This is a genomic window from Streptomyces sp. NPDC046860 (assembly GCF_040645115.1).
Classification (GTDB): domain Bacteria; phylum Actinomycetota; class Actinomycetes; order Streptomycetales; family Streptomycetaceae; genus Streptomyces.
On sequence record NZ_JBEYXQ010000014.1, the window covers coordinates 59,167 to 79,099 of the forward strand.

At 72.6% G+C, this 19,933-nt stretch carries 17 protein-coding genes and 1 riboswitch; of the genes, 15 read left to right on the forward strand and 2 right to left on the reverse strand.

What is annotated here, in order from left to right:
* Positions 1-92 precede the first annotated feature (92 nt).
* Entirely contained in the window at positions 93-518 is a 426-nt protein-coding gene (locus ABZ898_RS20665) for a hypothetical protein (RefSeq protein ID WP_361660666.1), read from the reverse strand.
* Positions 519-693: 175 nt separating this feature from the next.
* Here ABZ898_RS20665 and ABZ898_RS20670 point away from each other — a divergent pair, with 175 nt between their 5' ends.
* The 3 genes from ABZ898_RS20670 to ABZ898_RS20680 all read left to right on the forward strand — a co-directional run bounded on the left by ABZ898_RS20670 (position 694) and on the right by ABZ898_RS20680 (position 5,138).
* Positions 694-2,904 carry an N-6 DNA methylase gene (locus ABZ898_RS20670; RefSeq protein WP_361660669.1) on the forward strand — a complete coding sequence of 737 codons (2,211 nt, stop codon included), beginning with the start codon at positions 694-696 and terminating at the stop codon, positions 2,902-2,904.
* Between the two features lie 96 nt (positions 2,905-3,000).
* Positions 3,001-3,606: a hypothetical protein gene (locus ABZ898_RS20675; protein WP_361660672.1), complete on the forward strand. Its 606-nt coding sequence runs from the start codon at positions 3,001-3,003 to the stop codon at positions 3,604-3,606.
* Positions 3,607-3,644: 38 nt separating this feature from the next.
* Positions 3,645-5,138 carry a protein kinase gene (locus tag ABZ898_RS20680; protein ID WP_361660893.1) on the forward strand — a complete coding sequence of 498 codons (1,494 nt, stop codon included), beginning with the start codon at positions 3,645-3,647 and terminating at the stop codon, positions 5,136-5,138.
* Positions 5,139-5,159: 21 nt separating this feature from the next.
* Here the strand turns inward: ABZ898_RS20680 and ABZ898_RS20685 are convergent, their stop codons facing one another.
* Positions 5,160-5,603 (reverse strand): hypothetical protein, encoded by a 444-nt coding sequence (locus ABZ898_RS20685; protein ID WP_361660675.1) that lies wholly within the window; start codon positions 5,601-5,603, stop codon positions 5,160-5,162.
* A gap of 132 nt (positions 5,604-5,735) precedes the next feature.
* On the opposite strand from ABZ898_RS20685, the gene ABZ898_RS20690 reads away from it, so the two are divergent.
* The 12 genes from ABZ898_RS20690 (at position 5,736) to ABZ898_RS20745 (ending at position 19,764) form a co-directional block, all read left to right on the forward strand.
* Positions 5,736-6,692 carry a hypothetical protein gene (locus tag ABZ898_RS20690; protein ID WP_361660677.1) on the forward strand — a complete coding sequence of 319 codons (957 nt, stop codon included), beginning with the start codon at positions 5,736-5,738 and terminating at the stop codon, positions 6,690-6,692.
* 85 nt (positions 6,693-6,777) lie between these two features.
* Positions 6,778-8,520 carry an insulinase family protein gene (locus ABZ898_RS20695; RefSeq protein ID WP_361660680.1) on the forward strand — a complete coding sequence of 581 codons (1,743 nt, stop codon included), beginning with the start codon at positions 6,778-6,780 and terminating at the stop codon, positions 8,518-8,520.
* Between the two features lie 162 nt (positions 8,521-8,682).
* The gene (locus ABZ898_RS20700; protein WP_361660683.1) at positions 8,683-9,321 is read left to right on the forward strand and encodes a SurA N-terminal domain-containing protein; all 639 of its coding nucleotides are present in this window, start codon (positions 8,683-8,685) and stop codon (positions 9,319-9,321) included.
* 142 nt (positions 9,322-9,463) lie between these two features.
* Positions 9,464-10,459, forward strand: coding sequence for a nucleoside triphosphate pyrophosphohydrolase (locus ABZ898_RS20705; RefSeq protein ID WP_361660685.1), 996 nt, complete (start codon positions 9,464-9,466; stop codon positions 10,457-10,459).
* 84 nt (positions 10,460-10,543) lie between these two features.
* A complete protein-coding gene (locus tag ABZ898_RS20710; protein ID WP_361660688.1) occupies positions 10,544-11,899 on the forward strand; it encodes a cytochrome P450 in 1,356 nt (451 codons plus the stop codon).
* A 123-nt stretch (positions 11,900-12,022) separates the two neighbouring features.
* Positions 12,023-13,054, forward strand: coding sequence for a transglycosylase family protein (locus tag ABZ898_RS20715; RefSeq protein ID WP_361660691.1), 1,032 nt, complete (start codon positions 12,023-12,025; stop codon positions 13,052-13,054).
* A 181-nt stretch (positions 13,055-13,235) separates the two neighbouring features.
* A riboswitch (cyclic di-AMP (ydaO/yuaA leader) is annotated at positions 13,236-13,414 on the forward strand.
* A 4-nt stretch (positions 13,415-13,418) separates the two neighbouring features.
* Positions 13,419-14,120: a transglycosylase family protein gene (locus ABZ898_RS20720; RefSeq protein WP_361660694.1), complete on the forward strand. Its 702-nt coding sequence runs from the start codon at positions 13,419-13,421 to the stop codon at positions 14,118-14,120.
* Between the two features lie 336 nt (positions 14,121-14,456).
* Positions 14,457-15,743 (forward strand): phosphopyruvate hydratase, encoded by a 1,287-nt coding sequence (eno, locus tag ABZ898_RS20725; protein WP_361660697.1) that lies wholly within the window; start codon positions 14,457-14,459, stop codon positions 15,741-15,743.
* A 149-nt stretch (positions 15,744-15,892) separates the two neighbouring features.
* Positions 15,893-16,369, forward strand: a complete 477-nt coding sequence (locus ABZ898_RS20730; RefSeq protein ID WP_361660699.1) for a septum formation initiator family protein — start codon at positions 15,893-15,895, stop codon at positions 16,367-16,369.
* Positions 16,370-16,415: 46 nt separating this feature from the next.
* Entirely contained in the window at positions 16,416-16,976 is a 561-nt protein-coding gene (locus tag ABZ898_RS20735) for a DUF501 domain-containing protein (RefSeq protein ID WP_361660702.1), read from the forward strand.
* A complete protein-coding gene (locus ABZ898_RS20740) occupies positions 16,973-17,914 on the forward strand; it encodes a Ppx/GppA phosphatase family protein (protein ID WP_361660705.1) in 942 nt (313 codons plus the stop codon). The genes ABZ898_RS20735 and ABZ898_RS20740 overlap by 4 nt, the downstream gene beginning before the upstream one ends.
* 467 nt (positions 17,915-18,381) lie before the next feature.
* Positions 18,382-19,764, forward strand: coding sequence for an NAD(P)/FAD-dependent oxidoreductase (locus ABZ898_RS20745; protein WP_361660709.1), 1,383 nt, complete (start codon positions 18,382-18,384; stop codon positions 19,762-19,764).
* Positions 19,765-19,933: the final 169 nt, after the last annotated feature.

The window sequence follows — 19,933 nt, forward strand, 5'->3', positions numbered from 1 at the left end:
CGGACCCGGTCCGGAAGATGAAGAGCGCCAAGGAACACGGCGTAGGGGCGTGACAGCCGCCCCCCCCCGCGCCACCAAAAGGTGTCGGCGGGTCAGCCGGTCCTTGTCCAGCCGCCGCAGCCGGACGACCTGAAGTAGGCGTCCGTGGAGCGGATGGTGACGACGGCGGTACCGGTCACCTCGGCGTCGGCGATCACCGACCCGAGGCCGTTCCCGGCGTTGGCGGTGCGCTCCCAGCGGCAGGAGCGGCGGGCGCCGCCGGTGGAGCGGTAGGTGCCCGGCTCGATGTCCGAGCCGACCCGGAAGGTGCCGTTCCCGGACAGCGGCGCCTTCACCGCGTCCGGCTCGGCGTCCCCGGAGACCCTGCCGGAGCCGTCCGGCACTTGGACGGAGCCGCTCCCGGCGGAGGTTGACACCCCGTTGTCCGGACCGCCGGCACCCCCGTGACCGGCGTTCGCGGACATGCTGCCGATGACCACGAGTCCAGTGGCCGCGCTGAGCGCGATCCTGCCCTTCATGCCCACGGCGAGGCCCCTCCCCGATGCCTGCGGCCACCCCCGTTGCGGCGGCCGCTCGTTCGCTGGGTCAATAAGAGCAGAGCTTGTGAACCGAGTCAACACAGTTCACGGGAAGTGAGGAGTGCACAGGTGTGAATCCATGGGTCTTGTTGGCGTCGGTATGCTCGGTGCACACATGGAACGAGGGGAGCCGGGGCCGGTGCAGGACAACGCGACAGAGGTGACCGCGGCCGGGATCGCGCGGCTCGCCGGGGTGGGCCGCGCCGCCGTCAGCAACTGGCGCCGCAGACACCCCGACTTCCCCAAGCCGGTGGGCGGCACCGAGACCAGCCCCTCCTTCGCCCTCGCCGAGGTCGAGGCATGGCTGCGCGAACAGGGGAAACTCGCCGAGGTCCCCCTCCGCGAGCGGGTCTGGCAGCAGCTCACCGGCCACCCCGAGGGCTCCGCCGTCGCCCTGGTGCACGTGGGCTGTGTCCTGCTGCTCATCCAGGAGCGGCCCACCGTCTGGCTCGACACCGAAGCCGGTTCCGACGAGCGCCTCGCCGCGCGGCTGCCCGGTGTGCTCGACCCGGTGATCAGGTCGCGGTTCGGCTGCGGGCCCGTGAGCGAGCCGGTGGTTGTGAACACCGCGGCGCCGGTTCACACGCCGTCCGGCCCGCAACTCCTCACCTCCGCCCCCCTCCTGCGGGGCGCGGCCGAACTCGCCGCGGAACTGGGTGCACGGCAGACCTTCGAGTTCCTGCTGGGCCGGTACCTGGACGCCCACTCGCGCCAGTACACGCCCACCCCGGCCGAACTGGCGGACCTCATGGCCGAGCTGGCCGGCCCCGCCGACACCGTCCTCGACCCCGCCTGCGGCACCGGCGCCCTGCTCCGCGCCGTGGACGCCCGCCCCCACCAGACCCTGTGCGCCCAGGACAGCGCCCCCGACCTCGTCGCCCTCACCGCGCTGCGCCTCGCCCTGCGCACCCGCGCCGCCGTGCGCGGCATGGTGGGCGACACCCTGCGCGCCGACGCGTACCCGGAACTCCGGGCCGATGTCGTCCTCGCCCACCCGCCGTTCAACGAGCGCAACTGGGGCCACGACGAACTCGCCTACGACGCCCGCTGGGAGTACGGCTTCCCGGCGCGCACCGAGTCCGAGCTCGCCTGGGTGCAGCACGCGCTGGCCCGGCTGGCCGACGGCGGCACCGCCGTGCTGCTCATGCCCCCCGCCGCGGCCTCGCGCCGCTCCGGGCGCCGTATCCGCGCCGACCTGCTGCGCAGGGGCGCGCTGCGCGCCGTGATCGCGCTGCCGGTCGGAGCGGCGCCGCCGTACAACCTCCCGCTCCACCTGTGGGTGCTGCGCCGCCCCGACCGGACACCGGCGGCGCCCGAGGTGCTGCTCGTGGACACCGGCGTGTTCGCCGGGGAGGCGCGCGGCGGCCCCGACTGGCAGGCGGTGCGGGACACCGCGCTCGACACCTGGCGCGCCTTCGCGCGCGACGGACGGCTCGCGGAGCGTCCCGGTCTCGCCCGTTCCGTGCCGGTCATCGAACTCCTCGACGACGACGTGGACCTCGCCCCCGCCCGGCACCTGCCGCCCGCCACCGCGGCCGACGGTGTGGAGCAGCTCGCCGCCGTCCGGGACGACCTGGCCGCCACCCTCCGCCTCGCCACCGGCCTCACCCCGCCGCCCGCCGCCCCGGCCCCGCCCGCGCGCTGGCCGGTCACCACCGTCGGCGAACTCGCCCGGGGCGGAGCCCTGACGCTGCGCACCGGCGGCACGACGGGCACCGTGACCACCGGCTTCGCCGCGGCCGCCGCGCCGACACTCAGCACTCCGGCAACCGGCACTCCGGCAGCGGGCACTCCGACAACCAGCACTCCCGCGACCGGGACCGGGACCGCCGCCTCCGGCGGCCACGCGCGCGTGCCCGTGCTGACCGACCACGACGTGCTCGCCGGATCGCGCCCCTCCGGCACGCTCGCCGAGAGCGACGAGGAGACCGTGCTGACCGAGCCGGGCGACGTGGTCGTGCCCGTGCTCGGCGGCGGCTCGGTGGCCCGCGTGGTGGACGCGGAGACCGCGGGCGCCGCCCTCGGCCGCAACCTCGTCCTGCTGCGCCCGGACGCCGCGTCCCTCGACGCCTGGTTCCTCGCCGGGTTCCTGCGCGGCACGGCCAACAACCGCCAGGCCAGCAGCTACGCCTCCACCGCCACCCGCCTGGACGTGCGCCGCCTGCAACTGCCCCGCCTCCCGCTGGACGAACAGCGCCGCTACGGCGAACGGTTCCGCGCCCTGGACGAGTTCGAGCGGGCGCTGCGCCAGGCGGGCAGGCTGGGCGAGCAGTTGCTGCGCGGCATGTACGACGGGCTCACGGACGGGACGGTCGCGCCGCACTGACCGGAACCCCGGGCAACGGTTCGGTACAACCCGTAACACCCTGTCGGCGTGGGCCTATACGCTCGGACCCTGATACCGAAACGTCCAGGAGCAGCCATGCACGGCCACGGCGAGCCGCCGCCCGCCCGCAACGCGGGGACCGTCATCACCCTTCGCGTGCTGATGGCCGCCTGCTCCGTGCTCTCGTGCGGCGTCTTCGCCTGCGTGCCGCTGTTCCGGGTCGCGTTCCTGAGGGGCCGCTGGTACGACTGGCTGGCCTCCTGGGTCAGCCTGGTGGTGTCCGTCGGCTGCTTCGTGACGATCGGCGAGCTGCCGGAGAACGACCCGCGCAGCGACATCGCGGTGATCGCCATCCTGCTCGTCGCGCTCGGCGCGGCCGTCCACTTCCTGGTCGCCGACATCCGGTTCCACAACAACGCCGCCGCGCACCCCGGTTACGCGCCTCCGCACGGCCGGACCATGCCCGCGGCGTACGGCTATCCGCAGCCCGCCGCGCCCTACCAGGACACGCCGGCCCCGATGCCCGTACCGCCCCGGCCCGAGCACCCGGCGCCGCAGACGTACACGCCGGCCCAGCCGCCCGTCCACCCGCCCGCCCCCGCCCGTCCGGCGCCCGCGCGCATCGACCAGGTGCGCGCCGAGCTGGACGAGCTGAGCGACTACCTGCGCCGGCAGGACGGCAAGCCCGAGGGCGGACGGTGAGCGTGACGCAGGGACGCGTCGTCGCCGGCCGGTACGAGCTGTCCACGCTGATAGGGCAGGGCGGCATGGGCCAGGTCTGGACGGCCTACGACCGCAGGCTCGACCGCCGGGTGGCGGTGAAGCTGCTCCGTCCGGACAAGGTGGCCGGGCAGGAGGCGGACGAGCTGCGCCGCAGGTTCCTGCGCGAGTGCCGGGTGACCGCGCAGGTCGACCACCCCGGCCTGGTCACCGTGCACGACGCGGGCAGCGAGGGCGAGGAGCTGTTCCTCGTCATGCAGTACGTGGACGGCGCCGACCTCTCCGACCACCTCGCCGAGCACGACCCTTACCCCTGGCAGTGGACGGTGGCGGTGGCCGCGCAGCTGTGCGCGGTGCTGAGCGCGGTGCACGCGGTGCCGATCGTGCACCGCGACCTCAAGCCGCGCAACGTGATGGTGAAGCAGGACGGCACGGTCACCGTGCTCGACCTGGGCGTGGCGTCCGTCATGGACACCGACACCACCCGCCTCACGCACACCGGTTCACCGATCGGCTCGCCCGCCTACATGGCGCCCGAGCAGGCGATGGGCGGCGCGGTCGGCCCGTACACCGACCTGTACGCGCTCGGTGTGCTGATGCACGAACTGCTCAGCGGCGACGTGCCGTTCACCGGGTCCACCGCGCTCGGCGTGCTGCACCGGCACCTGTATGAGCCCCCGCTCCCGGTGCGCCGCCTGCGCCCGGAGGTGCCGGACGCGCTGGAGGCGCTGGTGCTGCGGCTGCTCGCCAAGGACCCGCAGGACCGGCCGGCCTCCGCGCAGGAGGTGTACGAGCAGCTCGCGCCGCTCCTGCCCGGGCGCGGCGTGCCCACCGGGGCGCCGCTGGACCCCACGCGCCCCTTCCTGCGCCCGCACGCTCCCTGGCCGGACCGCGCCCGCACCCCCGCGCCGCAGCCCGCCCCGGTCGCCCCGGCGCCGCCGGTGGACGAGAAGCCCGACGTCGCCGCCGCCGTGGACGAGGTCAAGCGGCTGCTGGGGGAGGGCCGCATCACCCAGGCCGTGGACATCCTCGGCGCGATCCTGCCCGCCGCGGCCGAACAGCACGGCGCGCACTCACCGGTCGTGCGCACCCTGCGCAAGCAGTACGCGGCCACCCTGCTGGACGACGGGCAGTACCGGCGTGCGCTGCCCGAGCTGCGCCGCCTGGCCGACGAACGCGCCGCCGAGGCGGGCCAGGCCGACGAGCAGTCGCTGCGCTTCCGCTACGAGGCCGCGCAGTGCCTGGAGCAGCTGGGCGAACCCGCGGCCGCGCTCGCGGAGTACCGCGCGCTGCTGCCGTACTACGAGAACCGGTACGCCTTCGACGACCCCCGGCTCGCCCACGACGTCCGCCGCCGCATCGGCCATCTGCTGCTCGCCCTGGGCGACCGGCCGGCCGCCCACGACATGCTCGCGCGGCTGCTGATGGACGTGGAGCGGACGCACGGCCCGCTCGATCCGCTGGCGGCGGAGATCCGCCGGACCCTGCAGTGGCTGGGCCAGGTGCGGGGCTGACCCCGGTCCGCCGCGCGCCGGTCAGCGCGTGACCGGCAGCGCCGCGACGAAGCGCGGTCCGTCCGACTTGTGCTGGACAGGGAAGGTCACCTTCAGCCCCTGCTCCTGGCCGGCCACGGAGAGGACGGTGGCGTACTGCAGGCCGAGGAACGCCTTGCGGGAGTTGCCCGCGGAGAGGTAGGGGCGGGGCAGGTTCAGCAGGAGCCTGCCCGGCTTGCGGCCCTGGTTGCCGTCGAAGAACAGCAGGCGCTGGTCGGTCAGCACCAGGTAGAGCGGGCGGGGCGTGAGCGTGGCCATCACCGTCCCGCCGCTCAGCACACCCACCACCGCCGCGGTGAGCGCCTGCCTGCGCACGGACACCGAGCCGACCCCGGCGAGCGAGGTGAACTCGACCCGCTCGCCCTGGAGGAGCAGCGGTGCGGTGGCTTCGAGCAGCTGCCGGTTGCGGCGGGAGCTTATGGACATCCGGGACTCCGAGACGGTGCGCTGGGAAAAGGGACTCCAGGGAGACCTCTCCGAAGCGGCGATGGTTGTACGGAAGTTCCGGAAGGCGCCCCGTGCGAGGGGTTGTCACTGGTGTCGCCTAGTATCCGCCGCATGTCGATCGCTTCCGGATCATCCGCGCTGCCGTCACCCGACTTCGAGGCCGCCTCCGCCTACCCCGAGGTCGCGTGGCTCCGGCAGACCGCCGCCGCGCGTGACTGGGCGTCGGTCCGCGGCCATCTGGACGGCCTGCCGCGCGAGACCGCCCGCAGCTTCGCGGTCGGCGTGCTCGACGAGATCGCGGGGATCGAGACGTGGATGCGCGAGATCCTGGCCGCCGCACCCGACGACGTGCTCGCGCTCACCGTCCTCGGCGCCCGTGAGGTGCAGATCGGCTGGGAGATACGCACCTCGGCGTCCGCGAAGGACGTCAGCCGCGAGCAGTTCGCCGGGCTCCACGCGCATCTGCGCCAGGCCGAGCAACTGCTCATCCGGGCCACCGCGCTCGACCCGTCGTACGACGCGGCGTGGGCCGAGCGCATCACCACCGCGATGGGGCTGCAGCTCGGGCAGAACGAGGCGCGCCGCCGTTACGACCGGCTGGCCGCGCACCACCCGCACCACTTCAACGGCCAGTCGCGGATGCTGCAGCAGCTCTGCCCCAAGTGGAGCGGGAGCTGGGAGGCGGCCCACGGCTTCGCCCGGCAGTGCCTGCTGGACGCGCCCGAAGGAGCGCTGAGCGGAACGATGGTGGCCGAGGTCCACCTCGAGCACTGGCTCTCCCTGAGCGGGCAGGAGCGCGACGCCTACCTCCGCCAGGGCCACGTCCACGCCGAACTCGCCGAGGCCGCCGAGCGTTCCGTGCTCAGCGCGCACTTCCGGCGCGAGCACGGCTGGGTCATCGCCCAGAGCGCCTTCGCGGCGATGTTCTCCCTGACGGGCGACCTGGCGCGGGCCGCCGCCTGCTTCCGGGCACTGGGCAACCTCGCCTCCAGGTACCCGTGGGACTACCTGGGCGACGCCGCCAAGTCCTACGTCAAGCACCGCGACGCCGCCCTCGCCCGAGGTTGACCGCGACCGCACCCGCACCCGCACCCGACGACGGTCCACGCGTCCCCACCCTTCGCACGACGAACCCGCCGAACAGAGGCCGGAGATGAACCCCCAGGCTGCCATCCAGACCACCGAGGCCGACGGCATACCCGCCCTCTTCGCGCACGCCACCGGGCCGATGCGCGCCGGACTCGTCTTCCGTGCCGGAGTCGCCGACGAGACGCTCGCCCGCGCCGGGATCACCCACCTCGTGGAGCATCTCGCCCTGCACCGCCAGGGCCTGGCCGACTACCACTTCAACGGCGAGACCAAGGCGGCGTTCACGCACTTCTACATGGAGGGCGCGGAGCACGAGGTCGTCGCCTTCCTCCAGGGCGTCTGCGCCTCCCTGCACGACCTGCCCATGGAGCGCCTGGAGACCGAGAAGGAGATCCTGCGCACCGAGGAGTCCCGGCGCGGCTCGGCCCAGCTCCCGCTGTGGCGTTACGGCGCTCAGGGGCACGGCCTGGTCAGCTACCCGGAGTGGGGCGTGCGCGACCTGGGCCCCGACGACGTGCGGCACTGGGCGCGGACCTGGTTCACGCGGGGCAACGCCGTGCTGTGGGTCGCGGGCGAGCGGATGCCGGAGGGCCTGTCGCTGAGGCTGCCCGAGGGCGGCCGCATGCCGATGCCCGCCGTCACCTCGGCGCTCCCCGAGACCCCGGCGTACTTCTCCGACGGCAGCGGCGGTGTGCTGCTCGACGCCGTCGTCGCCGACACCGCCGCCGCCCGGCTGTACGCGGGAGTCCTGGAGCGCGAGCTGTCCCGCTCCCTGCGCCAGGAGGGCGGCTGGTCCTACACGGCCGGCACCGACTACACCCCCCGCCGCGACGGCATGGCCCTCGTGACGGCGTTCGCCGACTCCCTGCCCGACAAGCAGGACGCGGTGCTCGGCGGCTTCGTCGACGTCCTCGCCGCGCTGCGCGCGGGCCGTGTCCGGGCGGAGGACCTGGAGGCGGTGCGCGCCCGCTTCGACGCCGCGCTGACCGCGCCGGACGCCTCGGCCAAGCGGCTGCCCGGCGTCGCCGAGGACCTGCTCGCCGGACGCCCGGTGCGGACCCCGGACGCGCTGCGGGCCGAGCTGCGGGCGGTGACACCGGAGCAGGTGCACACCGTGGCGCTGCAGGCCGCGCAGACGGCCCTGATGCAGGTGCCGTCCGGGCACAGCGCGGACTGGGCGGGTTTCACGGCGGCTCCCACCGACTCGTCGTACACGGTGACCGGGCGCCGGTTCCGCTCGGTGCGCGACCGGAGCGCGGCGCTGGTCGTCGGCGCCGAGGGCGTCAGCGTGACCACGAAGGGGCCGGACGGCGCCGAGTGCGCGGTGTCGGTGCCCTTCCGTGCCTGCGCCGCCATGCTGTGCTGGCCCGACGGCGGCCGCCGGCTCATCGGCACCGACGCCCTGTGCGTCGACGTGGAACCCGGCCTGTACGACATCGACGCGCACACCATGGCGACCATCGACGCCGCCGTCCCGCCGCACGCGGTGGTGCGGCTGCCGCCCCGGCAGCAGCCGACGGCCGGGCCGGCCCCCGCGGCCGCCTCCCCGAGCGGCGCCGCCCAGGGCGCGTCCCCGGGCGGCCGTACCTTCACGCGGCGGACCGTCATGCAGTCCGTCGGACTGGTCGTGCTGGGGATACTCGCCGTCCTCTCCGGCTTGGTGGCCCTCTCCTTCACGGTCTTCGAGGCCGAGGACCCCGAGCTGACCATGGGGGAGTGGATCGCCATCTCGGCCTTCCTCTGGGGCGTCACCGCTCTGCTGGTGTGGCCCGCCGTACGGATCGTGCGGACCACCCGGCGGGCCTGAGGCGGCGGCGGCCGGGCGCCACGCCCTCGGCAGAGTGACGCGGCGGTGCCCGAACTCGTGGTGAATCGTTGGTCCAATGGGTTGGCCGGAGCAGTACGGCTGCCTAACATCGATCACCGCAAGACTTTGTGCACCGCCGCACAATCTCCTCAGGAGGTTCCCTTGCCCCGCCGCCGTCGCACCGCGCTAGCCCTCACCGCCGCGATCGCCGCCGCGGCCCCGCTCCTCACCGCCTGCGGGAACGACGCGCACCCCGGTGCGGCGGCCGTCGTCGGCGGACAGCGGATCACCGTGTCGCAGCTGGAGGACCGGGTGAACGAGGTACGGGCGGCGCAGCGCTCCGAGGTGACGGACCAGGCCCAGTACCAGCAGGTCCTGGCCTCCACCGGCAGCCTCACCCGCGACACCCTGCACAACATGGTCCTCGACCAGGTGCTGCACCGCGCCGCGCGGGACCAGGGCGTCACGGTCACCCGCAAGGAGGTCCAGCGGATGCGCGCGGACCTGCAGAAGCAGGCGGGCGGCGGGAAGCAGCTGAAGTCCGCGTGGCTGCAGAAGTACGGCATCGCCCCCGCGCGCCTCGACGACAACCTCGGGCTGCAGATCGAGGCGCAGAAGCTGGCCGCCAAGCTCGGCACCGACCCCAGCCAGCCCCCGTTCTGGGACGCGCTGTCCAAGGCGTCCAAGGCCCTGCGCATCGATGTCAACCCGCGCTACGGCGCCTGGGACGTGGCCAGGAGCAGCCGGGTCGACGCCCGTACGCCCTGGCTGCGGGACGCCACGGCGGCCCAGAGCGCCTGACGGGTCCGGTCGCGTCCGGCGCGGGCCGGGTGACCTGCTGGTTCCCGGCCCCGCACCACACGCCGGTCATACGATCACAGGACTCTCCCGGCCCTGTGGACGACCGGACCCGTCGTTCCGCGTCCTGGGTTACGTTCGGACCGTGAACGCAATCAGTCCCGAACCCGCCCCCGGCCGCATCGTCCTGCTCACCACCAGCCACCGGGTCGCCCCCGGCCTGCTGTCCTGGCCCGCCTGGCAGGCGCTGCGCTCCGCCGACGCCGTGCTGTGCGCGGACGGCGCCCATCCGCAGGTGCCGTATCTGCGCGAGGCCGGGATAACGGTGTCGGAGGCGTCCCCCACCGCAGAGGACCTGGTCGGCGCCTGCGCCGGTGACCGCACGGTGGTCGTCGTCGCCACCGGTGAGGGCGAGCCCGCCCTCACCGACGGCCTCGCCCGGCTCGCCGGATCGGGGCGGGTGCGGATGCCGGAGCTGGAGCTGCTCCCCGCCTCCTACGACCTGCCCGGCGCCCGCCTCCTCGACCTCGTCCAGGTCATGGACCAGATCCGCGCCGAGTGCCCCTGGTCCTCCCGGCAGACCCACGAGGGCCTCGCCAAGTACGGCATCGAGGAGGCGTACGAACTGGTCGAGGCCATCGAGGCCGGCGACCGGGAGGAGCTGCGGGAGGAACTGGGCGACGTGCTGCTCCAGGTCGTCTTCCACTCCCGCATCGCCGAGGAGGACCCGGACGCCCCCTTCTCCGTCGACGACGTAGCCGGGGGCATCGTCGCCAAGCTGATCCACCGTCACCCGCACATCTTCGGCGAGGAGACGGCCGAGACGCCCGAGGACGTCCGGGCGCAGTGGCTGCGCACCAAGGCCGAGGAGAAGCGGCGCACCTCGGTGACCGAAGGCATCCCCCTCGGCCAGCCCGGCCTGGCCCTCGCCGCCAAGCTCGCCTTCCGCGTCCGCACCGCCGGCCTGGACGTCCCCCTGCCCCAGGGCGACGGCGTCGGGTACGAACTGCTGGCCATGGCCGCCCGTGCCGAGAAGGCGGGCATCGACCCGGAGTCGGCCCTGAGGGCGGCCGCCCGCGCCTACCGGGACGCGATACGCGCGGCCGAGGGCGAGCCCGCCCCGGACCACGACACCGAGTAGCCGGGCCCGGCGCGGGGCCGCCGGCAGACCCGCGGGAAAGGAGCCGACCCGCCCCCACCCCGGGCCGCCGGATACCGTCGGGGAGTGACCCAGCCGCACCGCCCCACCCCCGACGACCCCACCCCCGGAGCCCCCGCCGAGGGATCCGCCCAGGCCCCCGCCCCGGACCTCTTCACCTGGGAGTTCGCCGCCGACCCCTACCCCGCCTACGCCTGGCTGCGCGAGCACGCCCCCGTGCGCTGGACCAAGCTGCCCAGCGGGGTGGACGCGTGGCTGGTCACCCGGTACGCCGATGCCAAGCAGGCGCTGGCCGACCAGCGGCTCAGCAAGAACCCCGCGCACCACGCCGAGACCGCGCAGGCCAAGGGCAAGACCGGTATCCCCGGTGAGCGCAAGGCCGATCTGATGACCCACCTGCTGAACATCGACCCGCCGGACCACACCCGGCTGCGCAGGCTGGTCAGCAAGGCGTTCACCCCGCGCCGGGTGGCCGAGTTCGCGGACCGCGTGCAGGAGCTGACCGACGACCTCATCGACCGGTTCGCCGAGCGGGGCTCGGCCGACCTCATCCACGAGTTCGCCTTCCCGCTCCCCATCTACGCCATCTGCGACCTGCTCGGCGTCCCGCGCGAGGACCAGGACGACTTCCGGGACTGGGCGGGCATGATGATCCGGCACGGCGGCGGGCCCCGGGGCGGGGTGGCGCGGTCGGTGAAGAAGATGCGCGGGTATCTCGCCGAGCTCATCCACCGCAAGCGCCAGGCCCTCCCCGACGAGCCCGCGCCCGGCGAGGACCTCATCTCGGCGCTCATCCGGGCCTCCGACCACGGCGAGCACCTCACCGAGAACGAGGCCGCCGCGATGGCCTTCATCCTGCTCTTCGCCGGGTTCGAGACCACCGTCAACCTCATCGGCAACGGCACCTACGCACTGCTCACCCACCCGGAGCAGCGCGAGCGGCTCCAGCGTTCGCTGGCCGCCGGGGAGAGGGGCCTGCTCCAGACCGGACTGGAGGAACTGCTGCGCTACGACGGACCGGTGGAGCTGGCCACCTGGCGTTATGCCACCGGGCCGCTCACCATCGGCAGCCAGGACATCGCGGCCGGGGACCCGGTGCTGGTGGTCCTCGCGGCCGCCGACCGCGATCCCGACCGGTTCGCCGACCCGGACCTGCTCGACCTCGGCCGCCGCGACAACCAGCACCTCGGTTACGGACACGGCATCCACTACTGCCTGGGCGCCCCGCTCGCCCGGCTGGAGGGCCAGACCGCGCTGGCCACCCTGCTCGGACGGCTGCCCGATCTGCGCCTGGCGGCCGACCCGGCCGAACTGCGCTGGCGCGGCGGACTCATCATGCGTGGACTGCGCACACTCCCGGTGGAGTTCACACCGGTCCGTCCCAGCCGTGAAACCTCACATGACGGACGTTCAACTATGTGATCTTCACGTGATCTGTGCGGCATGAACTTGTGACAACGGATCGTCTGACGCTACGTTCACCCATCAGTGTGGCGTCGAGCATCACCTGCCACGCCGTACTGCTGTCGCACGAAAGGCAACCGCATGCTCTCCGGGAACGGTAGGCACCGTCGCCCCCGCCAGGCTCCGGCGCTCCTCGTCGCGGCCGGCGTGACCACGTCCGCCATCGCCATCCCGCTCCTCGGGGCGGCCAGCGCGAACGCGGCCGACGGCACCACCTGGGACAAGGTCGCCGAGTGCGAGAGCGGAGGCTCCTGGAGCGCCGACACCGGCAACGGCTACTACGGCGGTCTCCAGATATCCCAGGACGACTGGGAGAAGTACGGCGGCACGCAGTACGCGGGCAGTGCCGACCAGGCCAGCCGTTCGCAGCAGATCTCGGTGGCGGAGAAGATCCTCTCCGACCAGGGCACCACCCACTGGGCCACCTGCGCCCTGATCGCCGGGCTCACCTCCAACTCCGGCTCGGTCGACGTCGACACGGGGGTGAGCGAGTCCCCGTCCGCGGACAAGGGCGACTCCGGCACCGATGACGACACGTCCGGCGAGTCCCCCGAGGCGAGCACCCCGGCCGAGGACTCCGGCTCGCCCGCGCCGTCGGACTCTGCCGCCTCGTCCTCCCCGTCCGCCGAGGAGACCGGCAAGTCGTCCCCGAGCGCCGACGCCAAGGCCGGTTCGGGGCACTCCGGCAAGGACACCGACACCTCCCGGTCCGGCGGCTCCGCGCCCGCGGCCTCCGAGGGCGGCTACCAGGGCGGTTCGTCTTCCCGCGCCGACGCGGGCAAGGACGCGGACGAGTCGTGGGAGGACGGCGGCTCCTGGAGCCTCGTCGACACCGGCGACCTCGGCGGCGGCGGCCGTCACCGCGGGAGCAGCGCCGCGGAGGGCGTGACGGGCGGTCAGCACACGGCCGGCACCGGACGCCACGCCACCGCCTCCCCGGGCACCTACACCGTCCGCGACGGCGACACGCTCGGCTCCATCGCCGACTCCCTGGATGTGCGGGGCGGGTGGGAAGCGCTCTACTCCGCGAACGAGCAGGCCATCGGCGGCGACCCGAACCATGTCGACCCGGGGCAGACCCTGAAGCTGCCGGGCGAAACGGACGCCGAATAGCGGGATTTGACGCCCACTATCTTCTTATATGTCCCATTTGGTGAAAGTGTGGGATGACTCTCAGAAGCCTTGATCGTCTTTGAATTTCGCCTCGGCGCATGTCTACGGTCGGGACCGCTCGTCACCACGAGCCCCCGAGGCCGCAACGCCGAATCCTGCCAGCGGCCGCCGGGGACAACCGTCGCGTAAAGCGCCGTAGGCAGGAGCGGGGGACCCAAGGTACGTGCCCGACCCGGTGTTTCGACGCCGGTGCGGGCTTGGGGTGGAGCCACGCCTTCCGGGAGTGATGGGGAGGGGTGGCCGGGCACTCATCCGGCCCGAACCCGACAGCTCACCTCGCAGGCGTCGGTGAGGGGATCGATCCATGCTGTTCTCCAGCAAGGGCATGCACCGTCGCCCGTCCAAGACCGCCCGTGTCCTCGCGCTCGCCGGTGTCGCCGGCGCGGCCGTCGTGGGCCCGGTGATGGCGTCGGGCAGCGCCTCCGCCGCCACCGGTTCCGAGTGGGACGCCGTCGCGCAGTGCGAGTCGGGCGGCAACTGGTCCATCAACACCGGCAACGGCTTCTACGGCGGTCTGCAGTTCTCCGCCTCCACCTGGTCCGGCTACGGCGGCACGCAGTACGCCGCCACCGCCGACAAGGCGACCAAGGAGCAGCAGATCACCGTCGCCGAGAAGGTGCTCGCCGCCCAGGGCAAGGGCGCCTGGCCGGTCTGCGGCACCGGCCTGTCCAGCACGCCGTACAGCGGCTCGGCCGCCCCGGCGCCGTCCGCGGACAGCAAGACGGAGGACAAGGCCGCGGCCGACACCTCCGAGCGCGCCGCCGACGACCAGGCCGCCTCCCGCTCGACCGAGCGCCCGGACGCGAGCAACACCGTCACCACCCCGACCGGCCAGAAGGTCGAGAAGGGCGACGGCGAGTACAAGGTGGTCAAGGGCGACACGCTCAGCTCCATCGCCGCGAAGCACAAGGTCGAGGGCGGCTGGAAGAAGCTGTTCGACCTGAACAAGGACATCGTGAAGAAGGCCGACGTCATCTTCCCCGGCCAGATGCTGCACCTGAAGTAACCGCGACCCGTTCACGGGGACCGGCCCCCCCGAACCCGTCCGGCCCCGTGAACCTCCGGTCCCCTGACGGACCCCCCGCCCCGGTGCGCGTTCCCCCCGCGCGCCGGGGCGGTGCGCTTTCCGCCCCCCCGGCCCATTCCTCCCCGGCCCATTCCTCCCCGCCCATTGCCCAGAACCCTTTGTTCCGGGCGTGAACAATGGGTACGGTCTCCCTGTCCCACCCCGTCCATGAGGCGGTCGGTCGACGGCCGACGCCCCGGGGACGGTTAGGCTCTAGACGCTGGGCATGCCATCAGGCACCCGCCCCGCACCGAACGCGTCACATCCACGAAGGAGATGCTCGTGCCGTCCATCGACGTCGTCGTAGCTCGGGAGATCCTGGACTCCCGAGGCAACCCCACGGTCGAGGTCGAGGTCGGCCTCGACGACGGCAGCACGGGTCGTGCCGCCGTCCCGTCCGGCGCCTCCACCGGTGCCTTCGAGGCCATCGAGCTGCGTGACGGTGACCCGAACCGCTACCTGGGCAAGGGTGTCGAGAAGGCCGTCCTCGCCGTCATCGAGCAGATCGGCCCGGAGCTCGTCGGCTACGACGCCACCGAGCAGCGCCTGATCGACCAGGCCATGTTCGACCTGGACGCCACCGACAACAAGGGCTCGCTCGGCGCCAACGCCATCCTCGGCGTCTCGCTCGCCGTCGCCCACGCCGCCTCCGAGGCCAGCGACCTGCCGCTGTTCCGCTACCTGGGCGGCCCGAACGCGCACCTGCTGCCGGTGCCGATGATGAACATCCTGAACGGCGGCTCGCACGCCGACTCCAACGTGGACATCCAGGAGTTCATGATCGCGCCGATCGGCGCGGAGTCCTTCTCCGAGGCCGTCCGCTGGGGCGCCGAGGTCTACCACACCCTCAAGAAGGTCCTGAAGAGCAAGGGCCTCGCCACCGGTCTCGGCGACGAGGGCGGCTTCGCGCCGAACCTCGGCTCCAACCGTGAGGCCCTCGACCTCATCCTCGAGGCCATCAAGGAGGCCGGCTACACCCCCGGCGAGCAGATCGCCCTCGCGCTCGACGTCGCCGCGTCCGAGTTCTACAAGGACGGCAAGTACCTCTTCGAGGGCAAGGAGCGCTCCGCCGCCGAGATGACGGAGTACTACGAGGAGCTGGTGGCGGCCTACCCGCTGGTCTCCATCGAGGACCCGCTGTTCGAGGACGACTGGGCGGGCTGGAAGGTCCTCACCGACCGCATCGGCGACAAGGTCCAGATCGTCGGCGACGACCTGTTCGTCACCAACCCCGAGCGCCTCGCCCGCGGCATCGAGGAGGGCGTCGCCAACGCCCTGCTGGTCAAGGTGAACCAGATCGGCTCGCTGACCGAGACCCTGGACGCCGTCGAGATGGCCCAGCGCAACGGCTACAAGTGCATGATGTCCCACCGCTCCGGCGAGACCGAGGACGTCACCATCGCCGACCTGGCCGTCGCCACCAACTGCGGCCAGATCAAGACCGGCGCCCCGGCCCGCTCCGAGCGCGTCGCCAAGTACAACCAGCTCCTGCGCATCGAGGAGATCCTGGACGACGCCGCGGTCTACGCCGGCCGCAGCGCCTTCCCGCGCTTCAAGGGCTGACCCCGGCGGGTCGGCGCGAGCCGGCCCCGCCCGTCGTACGTACGTCCCCGGACCCGGTCCCGTACCGTGTCCGGGGACGTACGCACGTGTGAGCTCGAAAGCACGCGCACAGCAGAAGACGCACAGGCACAGTGGAGGCGGAGCGCCAGATGGCCGCGAGGGACCGGGACCGTTTCTCCACCACGACCAGGCTGCGGCTGCTCGGTGAGCAGACGGCGGCCCGTGTCTACCGCTCCCAGACCAAGCGGCAGGCCCGCCGCTCCCGCCTCACCGGCCGGGCCGCGCTGCTGGCCCTCGTGCTGTGCTCGCTCATCGTCGCGCTCGCCTATCCGATGCGGCAGTACGTGTCCCAGCGCGCCGAGATCGCGGACCTGAGACACCGCCAGGAGCAGGCCCGCGACCGGGTCGAGCAGCTCAGGGACACCAAGGCCCGCTGGCAGGACGACGCCTACGCCGAGCAGCAGATCCGGCGCCGGCTGCACTACGTGATGCCCGGCGAGACCGGGTTCGTCGTGATCGACCCGGGCGCCGCCAAGCAGTCCCGTACCGACAAGGGGGCCGCCCACCGGCCCTGGTACGCGAACGTCTGGGACGGCGTCGACAAGTCCGACGCCTCCGACCAGTGACCGGCACCCGCCGGTGACCGAAGACCAGCCACCTACGGAAGCAGTCATGGAAACGCCCCCGCCCCACACCCCGCGCACCGAGCCCACCGAGGCGGACATCGCCGCCTTCGAGCTCCAGCTCGGCCGCCCGCCGCGCGGCCTGCGGGCCATCGCCCACCGCTGCCCGTGCGGTCAGCCGGACGTCGTGGAGACGGCGCCCCGGCTGCCCGACGGCACGCCCTTCCCGACGACGTACTACCTGACGTGCCCGCGCGCCGCCTCGGCGATCGGCACGCTGGAGGCCAACGGCGTCATGAAGGAGATGACCGAGCGGCTCCAGTCCGACCCGGAGCTGGCCGCCGCCTACCGGGCCGCGCACGAGGACTACATCCGACGCCGCGACGAGATCGAGGTCCTGGCGGGCTTCCCCAGCGCGGGCGGCATGCCCGACCGGGTGAAGTGCCTGCACGTCCTGGTCGCCCACTCGCTGGCCGCCGGTCCCGGTGTGAACCCGCTGGGCGACGAGGCCATCGCCATGCTGCCCGAGTGGTGGGCGAAGGGTCCGTGCGTGACGCCCGGCGACGCCTGCGGCGCGCAGCCGGCCGAGCCCGGTGAGGAGAGCCGGTGACCCGCGTCGCCGCCGTGGACTGCGGCACCAACTCCATCCGGCTGCTCGTCGCCGACGTGGACCGTCGGACGGGTGAACTGACCGACCTGGACCGGCGGATGACGATCGTCCGGCTCGGCCAGGGCGTCGACCGCACCGGCCGGCTCGCCCCCGAGGCGCTGGAGCGCACCTTCGCCGCCTGCCGGGAGTATGCCGGGGTCATCCGCGAACTCGGCGCGGAGAAGGTGCGGTTCGTCGCCACCTCCGCCTCGCGCGACGCGGAGAACCGGGACGAGTTCGTCCGCGGTGTCGTGGACATCCTCGGGGTGGAGCCGGAGGTCATCACCGGCGACCAGGAGGCGGAGTTCTCCTTCACCGGCGCGACCGGGGAGCTGAAGGGCGGCGACCACCTGGAGAAGCCGTACCTGGTGGTGGACATCGGCGGCGGCTCCACCGAGTTCGTCGTCGGCGACGACCACGCGCGGGCCGCGCGGTCCGTGGACATCGGCTGTGTGCGTCTGACCGAACGGCACCTGGTGCACGACGGCGAGGTCACCGACCCGCCCACGCACGAGCAGGTCGCCGCCATGCGGGCCGACATCCGGGCCGCGCTCGACCTCGCGGCCCAGACCGTGCCGCTCGGCGAGGCGCGCACCCTGGTCGGACTCGCGGGCTCGGTCACCACGGTGTCCGCCATCGCCCAGGAGCTGCCGGAGTACGACTCCGCCCGCATCCACCACTCCCGGATCTCGCGGGCCCGGGTCCGCCAGATCACCGAGTGGCTGCTCGGCTCCACGCACGCCGAGCGCGCGGAGATCCCCTCCATGCACCCGGGCCGGGTCGACGTGATCGGCGCGGGTGCCCTCGTGCTGCTCTCGATCATGGAGCGGACCGGTGCCGAGGAGGTCGTCGTCAGCGAGCACGACATCCTCGACGGCATCGCGTGGTCCATCGCGTAGCGAGGCCCGACGGCCGTACGAGAACGGCTTGTTACCGCCCAGTAGTGTGCGGCTGAGCAGGCTGGACGACGTTTGAGCACCCCCCGCGGGGCGGCCGACACGCCGCTTCGCGGGGCTCCGCCGGAAACCTTCGTGAAGTTCTTCACAAGGAATTCGGCCCTGGTGGGGGATACGGGGGTCCGCATTGACCCGTTCGGGGGTTCAACCACCCCTGGAGCGTGCTCACAACCGTATTGCGAGGGTGTTTCGCGGGGATGTCGAAAGCACCCGGAAAGGGTGCCCCGCGAGTGGCTCCGGAGGCCGGACGGCCAGCTCAAGAGGCATTGACAACGGGTCCGGGCGGCTCACGGTTCCCCCTCGTGAACATGACTTGCGTCACGTGAGTGGCGGAGGATAACACACCCCCTCCACAAGCTTGTGAAGGGGCGCACGAGCTACCCCCCAGGGGCGGGTGGATACTCGATCCCATGAGCACCACGGAGCGTCCCAGGATCCTCGTAGTAGGCGGTGGGTACGTAGGCCTGTACGCGGCTCGGCGCATCCTCAAGAAGATGCGCTTCGGCGAGGCGACCGTCACGGTCGTCGACCCCCGGTCGTACATGACCTACCAGCCCTTCCTCCCCGAAACCGCCGCCGGCAACATCTCCCCTCGCCACGTCGTCGTACCGCTGCGACGCGTGCTGCCGAAGGCGGAGGTCCTCACCGGCCGGGTCACCACCATCGACCAGGACCGCAAGGTCGCCACGATCGCCCCCCTCGTGGGCGAGGCGTACGAGCTGCCGTTCGACTACCTGGTCATCGCCATGGGCGCGGTCTCCCGCACCTTCCCGATCCCCGGTCTCGCCGAGCAGGGCATCGGCATGAAGGGCATCGAGGAGGCCATCGGCCTGCGCAACCACGTCCTCGAGCAGCTCGACAAGGCCGACTCGACGACCGACGAGGAGATCCGCCGCAAGGCGCTCACCTTCGTCTTCATCGGCGGTGGCTTCGCGGGCGCGGAGACCATCGGCGAGGTCGAGGACATGGCCCGCGACGCCGCCAAGTACTACAAGAACGTGTCCCGCGAGGACATGCGCTTCGTCCTGGTCGACGCCGCCGACAAGATCCTTCCCGAGGTCGGCCCCAAGCTCGGCCAGTACGGCAAGGAGCACCTGGAGAGCCGCGGTGTGGAGATCTACCTCTCCACCTCCATGGACTCCTGCGTCGACGGCCACGTCGTGCTGAAGAACGGCCTCGAGGTCGACTCCGACACGATCGTGTGGACCGCGGGCGTCAAGCCCAACCCGGCGCTCGCCCGCTTCGGTCTGCCGCTCGGCCCGCGCGGTCACGTCGACTGCGCGACGACCCTCCAGGTGCAGGGCACGGACTACATCTGGGCCGCCGGCGACAACGCCCAGGTCCCGGACCTCGTCGGCCGCAAGGCGGGCAACGAGAACGCCTGGTGCCCGCCGAACGCCCAGCACGCGCTGCGCCAGGCCAAGGTCCTCGGCGACAACGTGGTGTCCGGCATGCGGGGCTTCCCGCAGAAGGACTACGAGCACGCCAACAAGGGCGCCGTCGCGGGTCTCGGCCTGCACAAGGGCGTGGCGATGATCGTCATGGGCAAGATGAAGATCAAGCTCAAGGGTCGTCTCGCCTGGTACATGCACCGCGGTTACCACGGTATGGCCATGCCGACCTTCAACCGCAAGATCCGCGTCTTCGCGGACTGGACCCTCGGCATGTTCCTCAAGCGCGAGGTCGTCGCCCTCGGCGCCATGGAGCACCCGCGCGAGGAGTTCTACGAGGCCGCCAAGCCCGCCCCGGTCGCCGCCGCGCCGAAGACCGAGGAGAAGGCCAAGGCTTCCTGACCTCCGGTCAGCCTCGGCACCCGGCTTCATCCGAAGGACCTCCCGCCATCCGTGGTGCGGGAGGTCCTTCGGCGTTCCCGGCCCGCCGCGTCCCTCGTTTTGCCCTGTCGTAACCCCAATGCGGGACTGTGCCGGGTACGCGCGGGTGTTTACGTGGTAACGGACATCC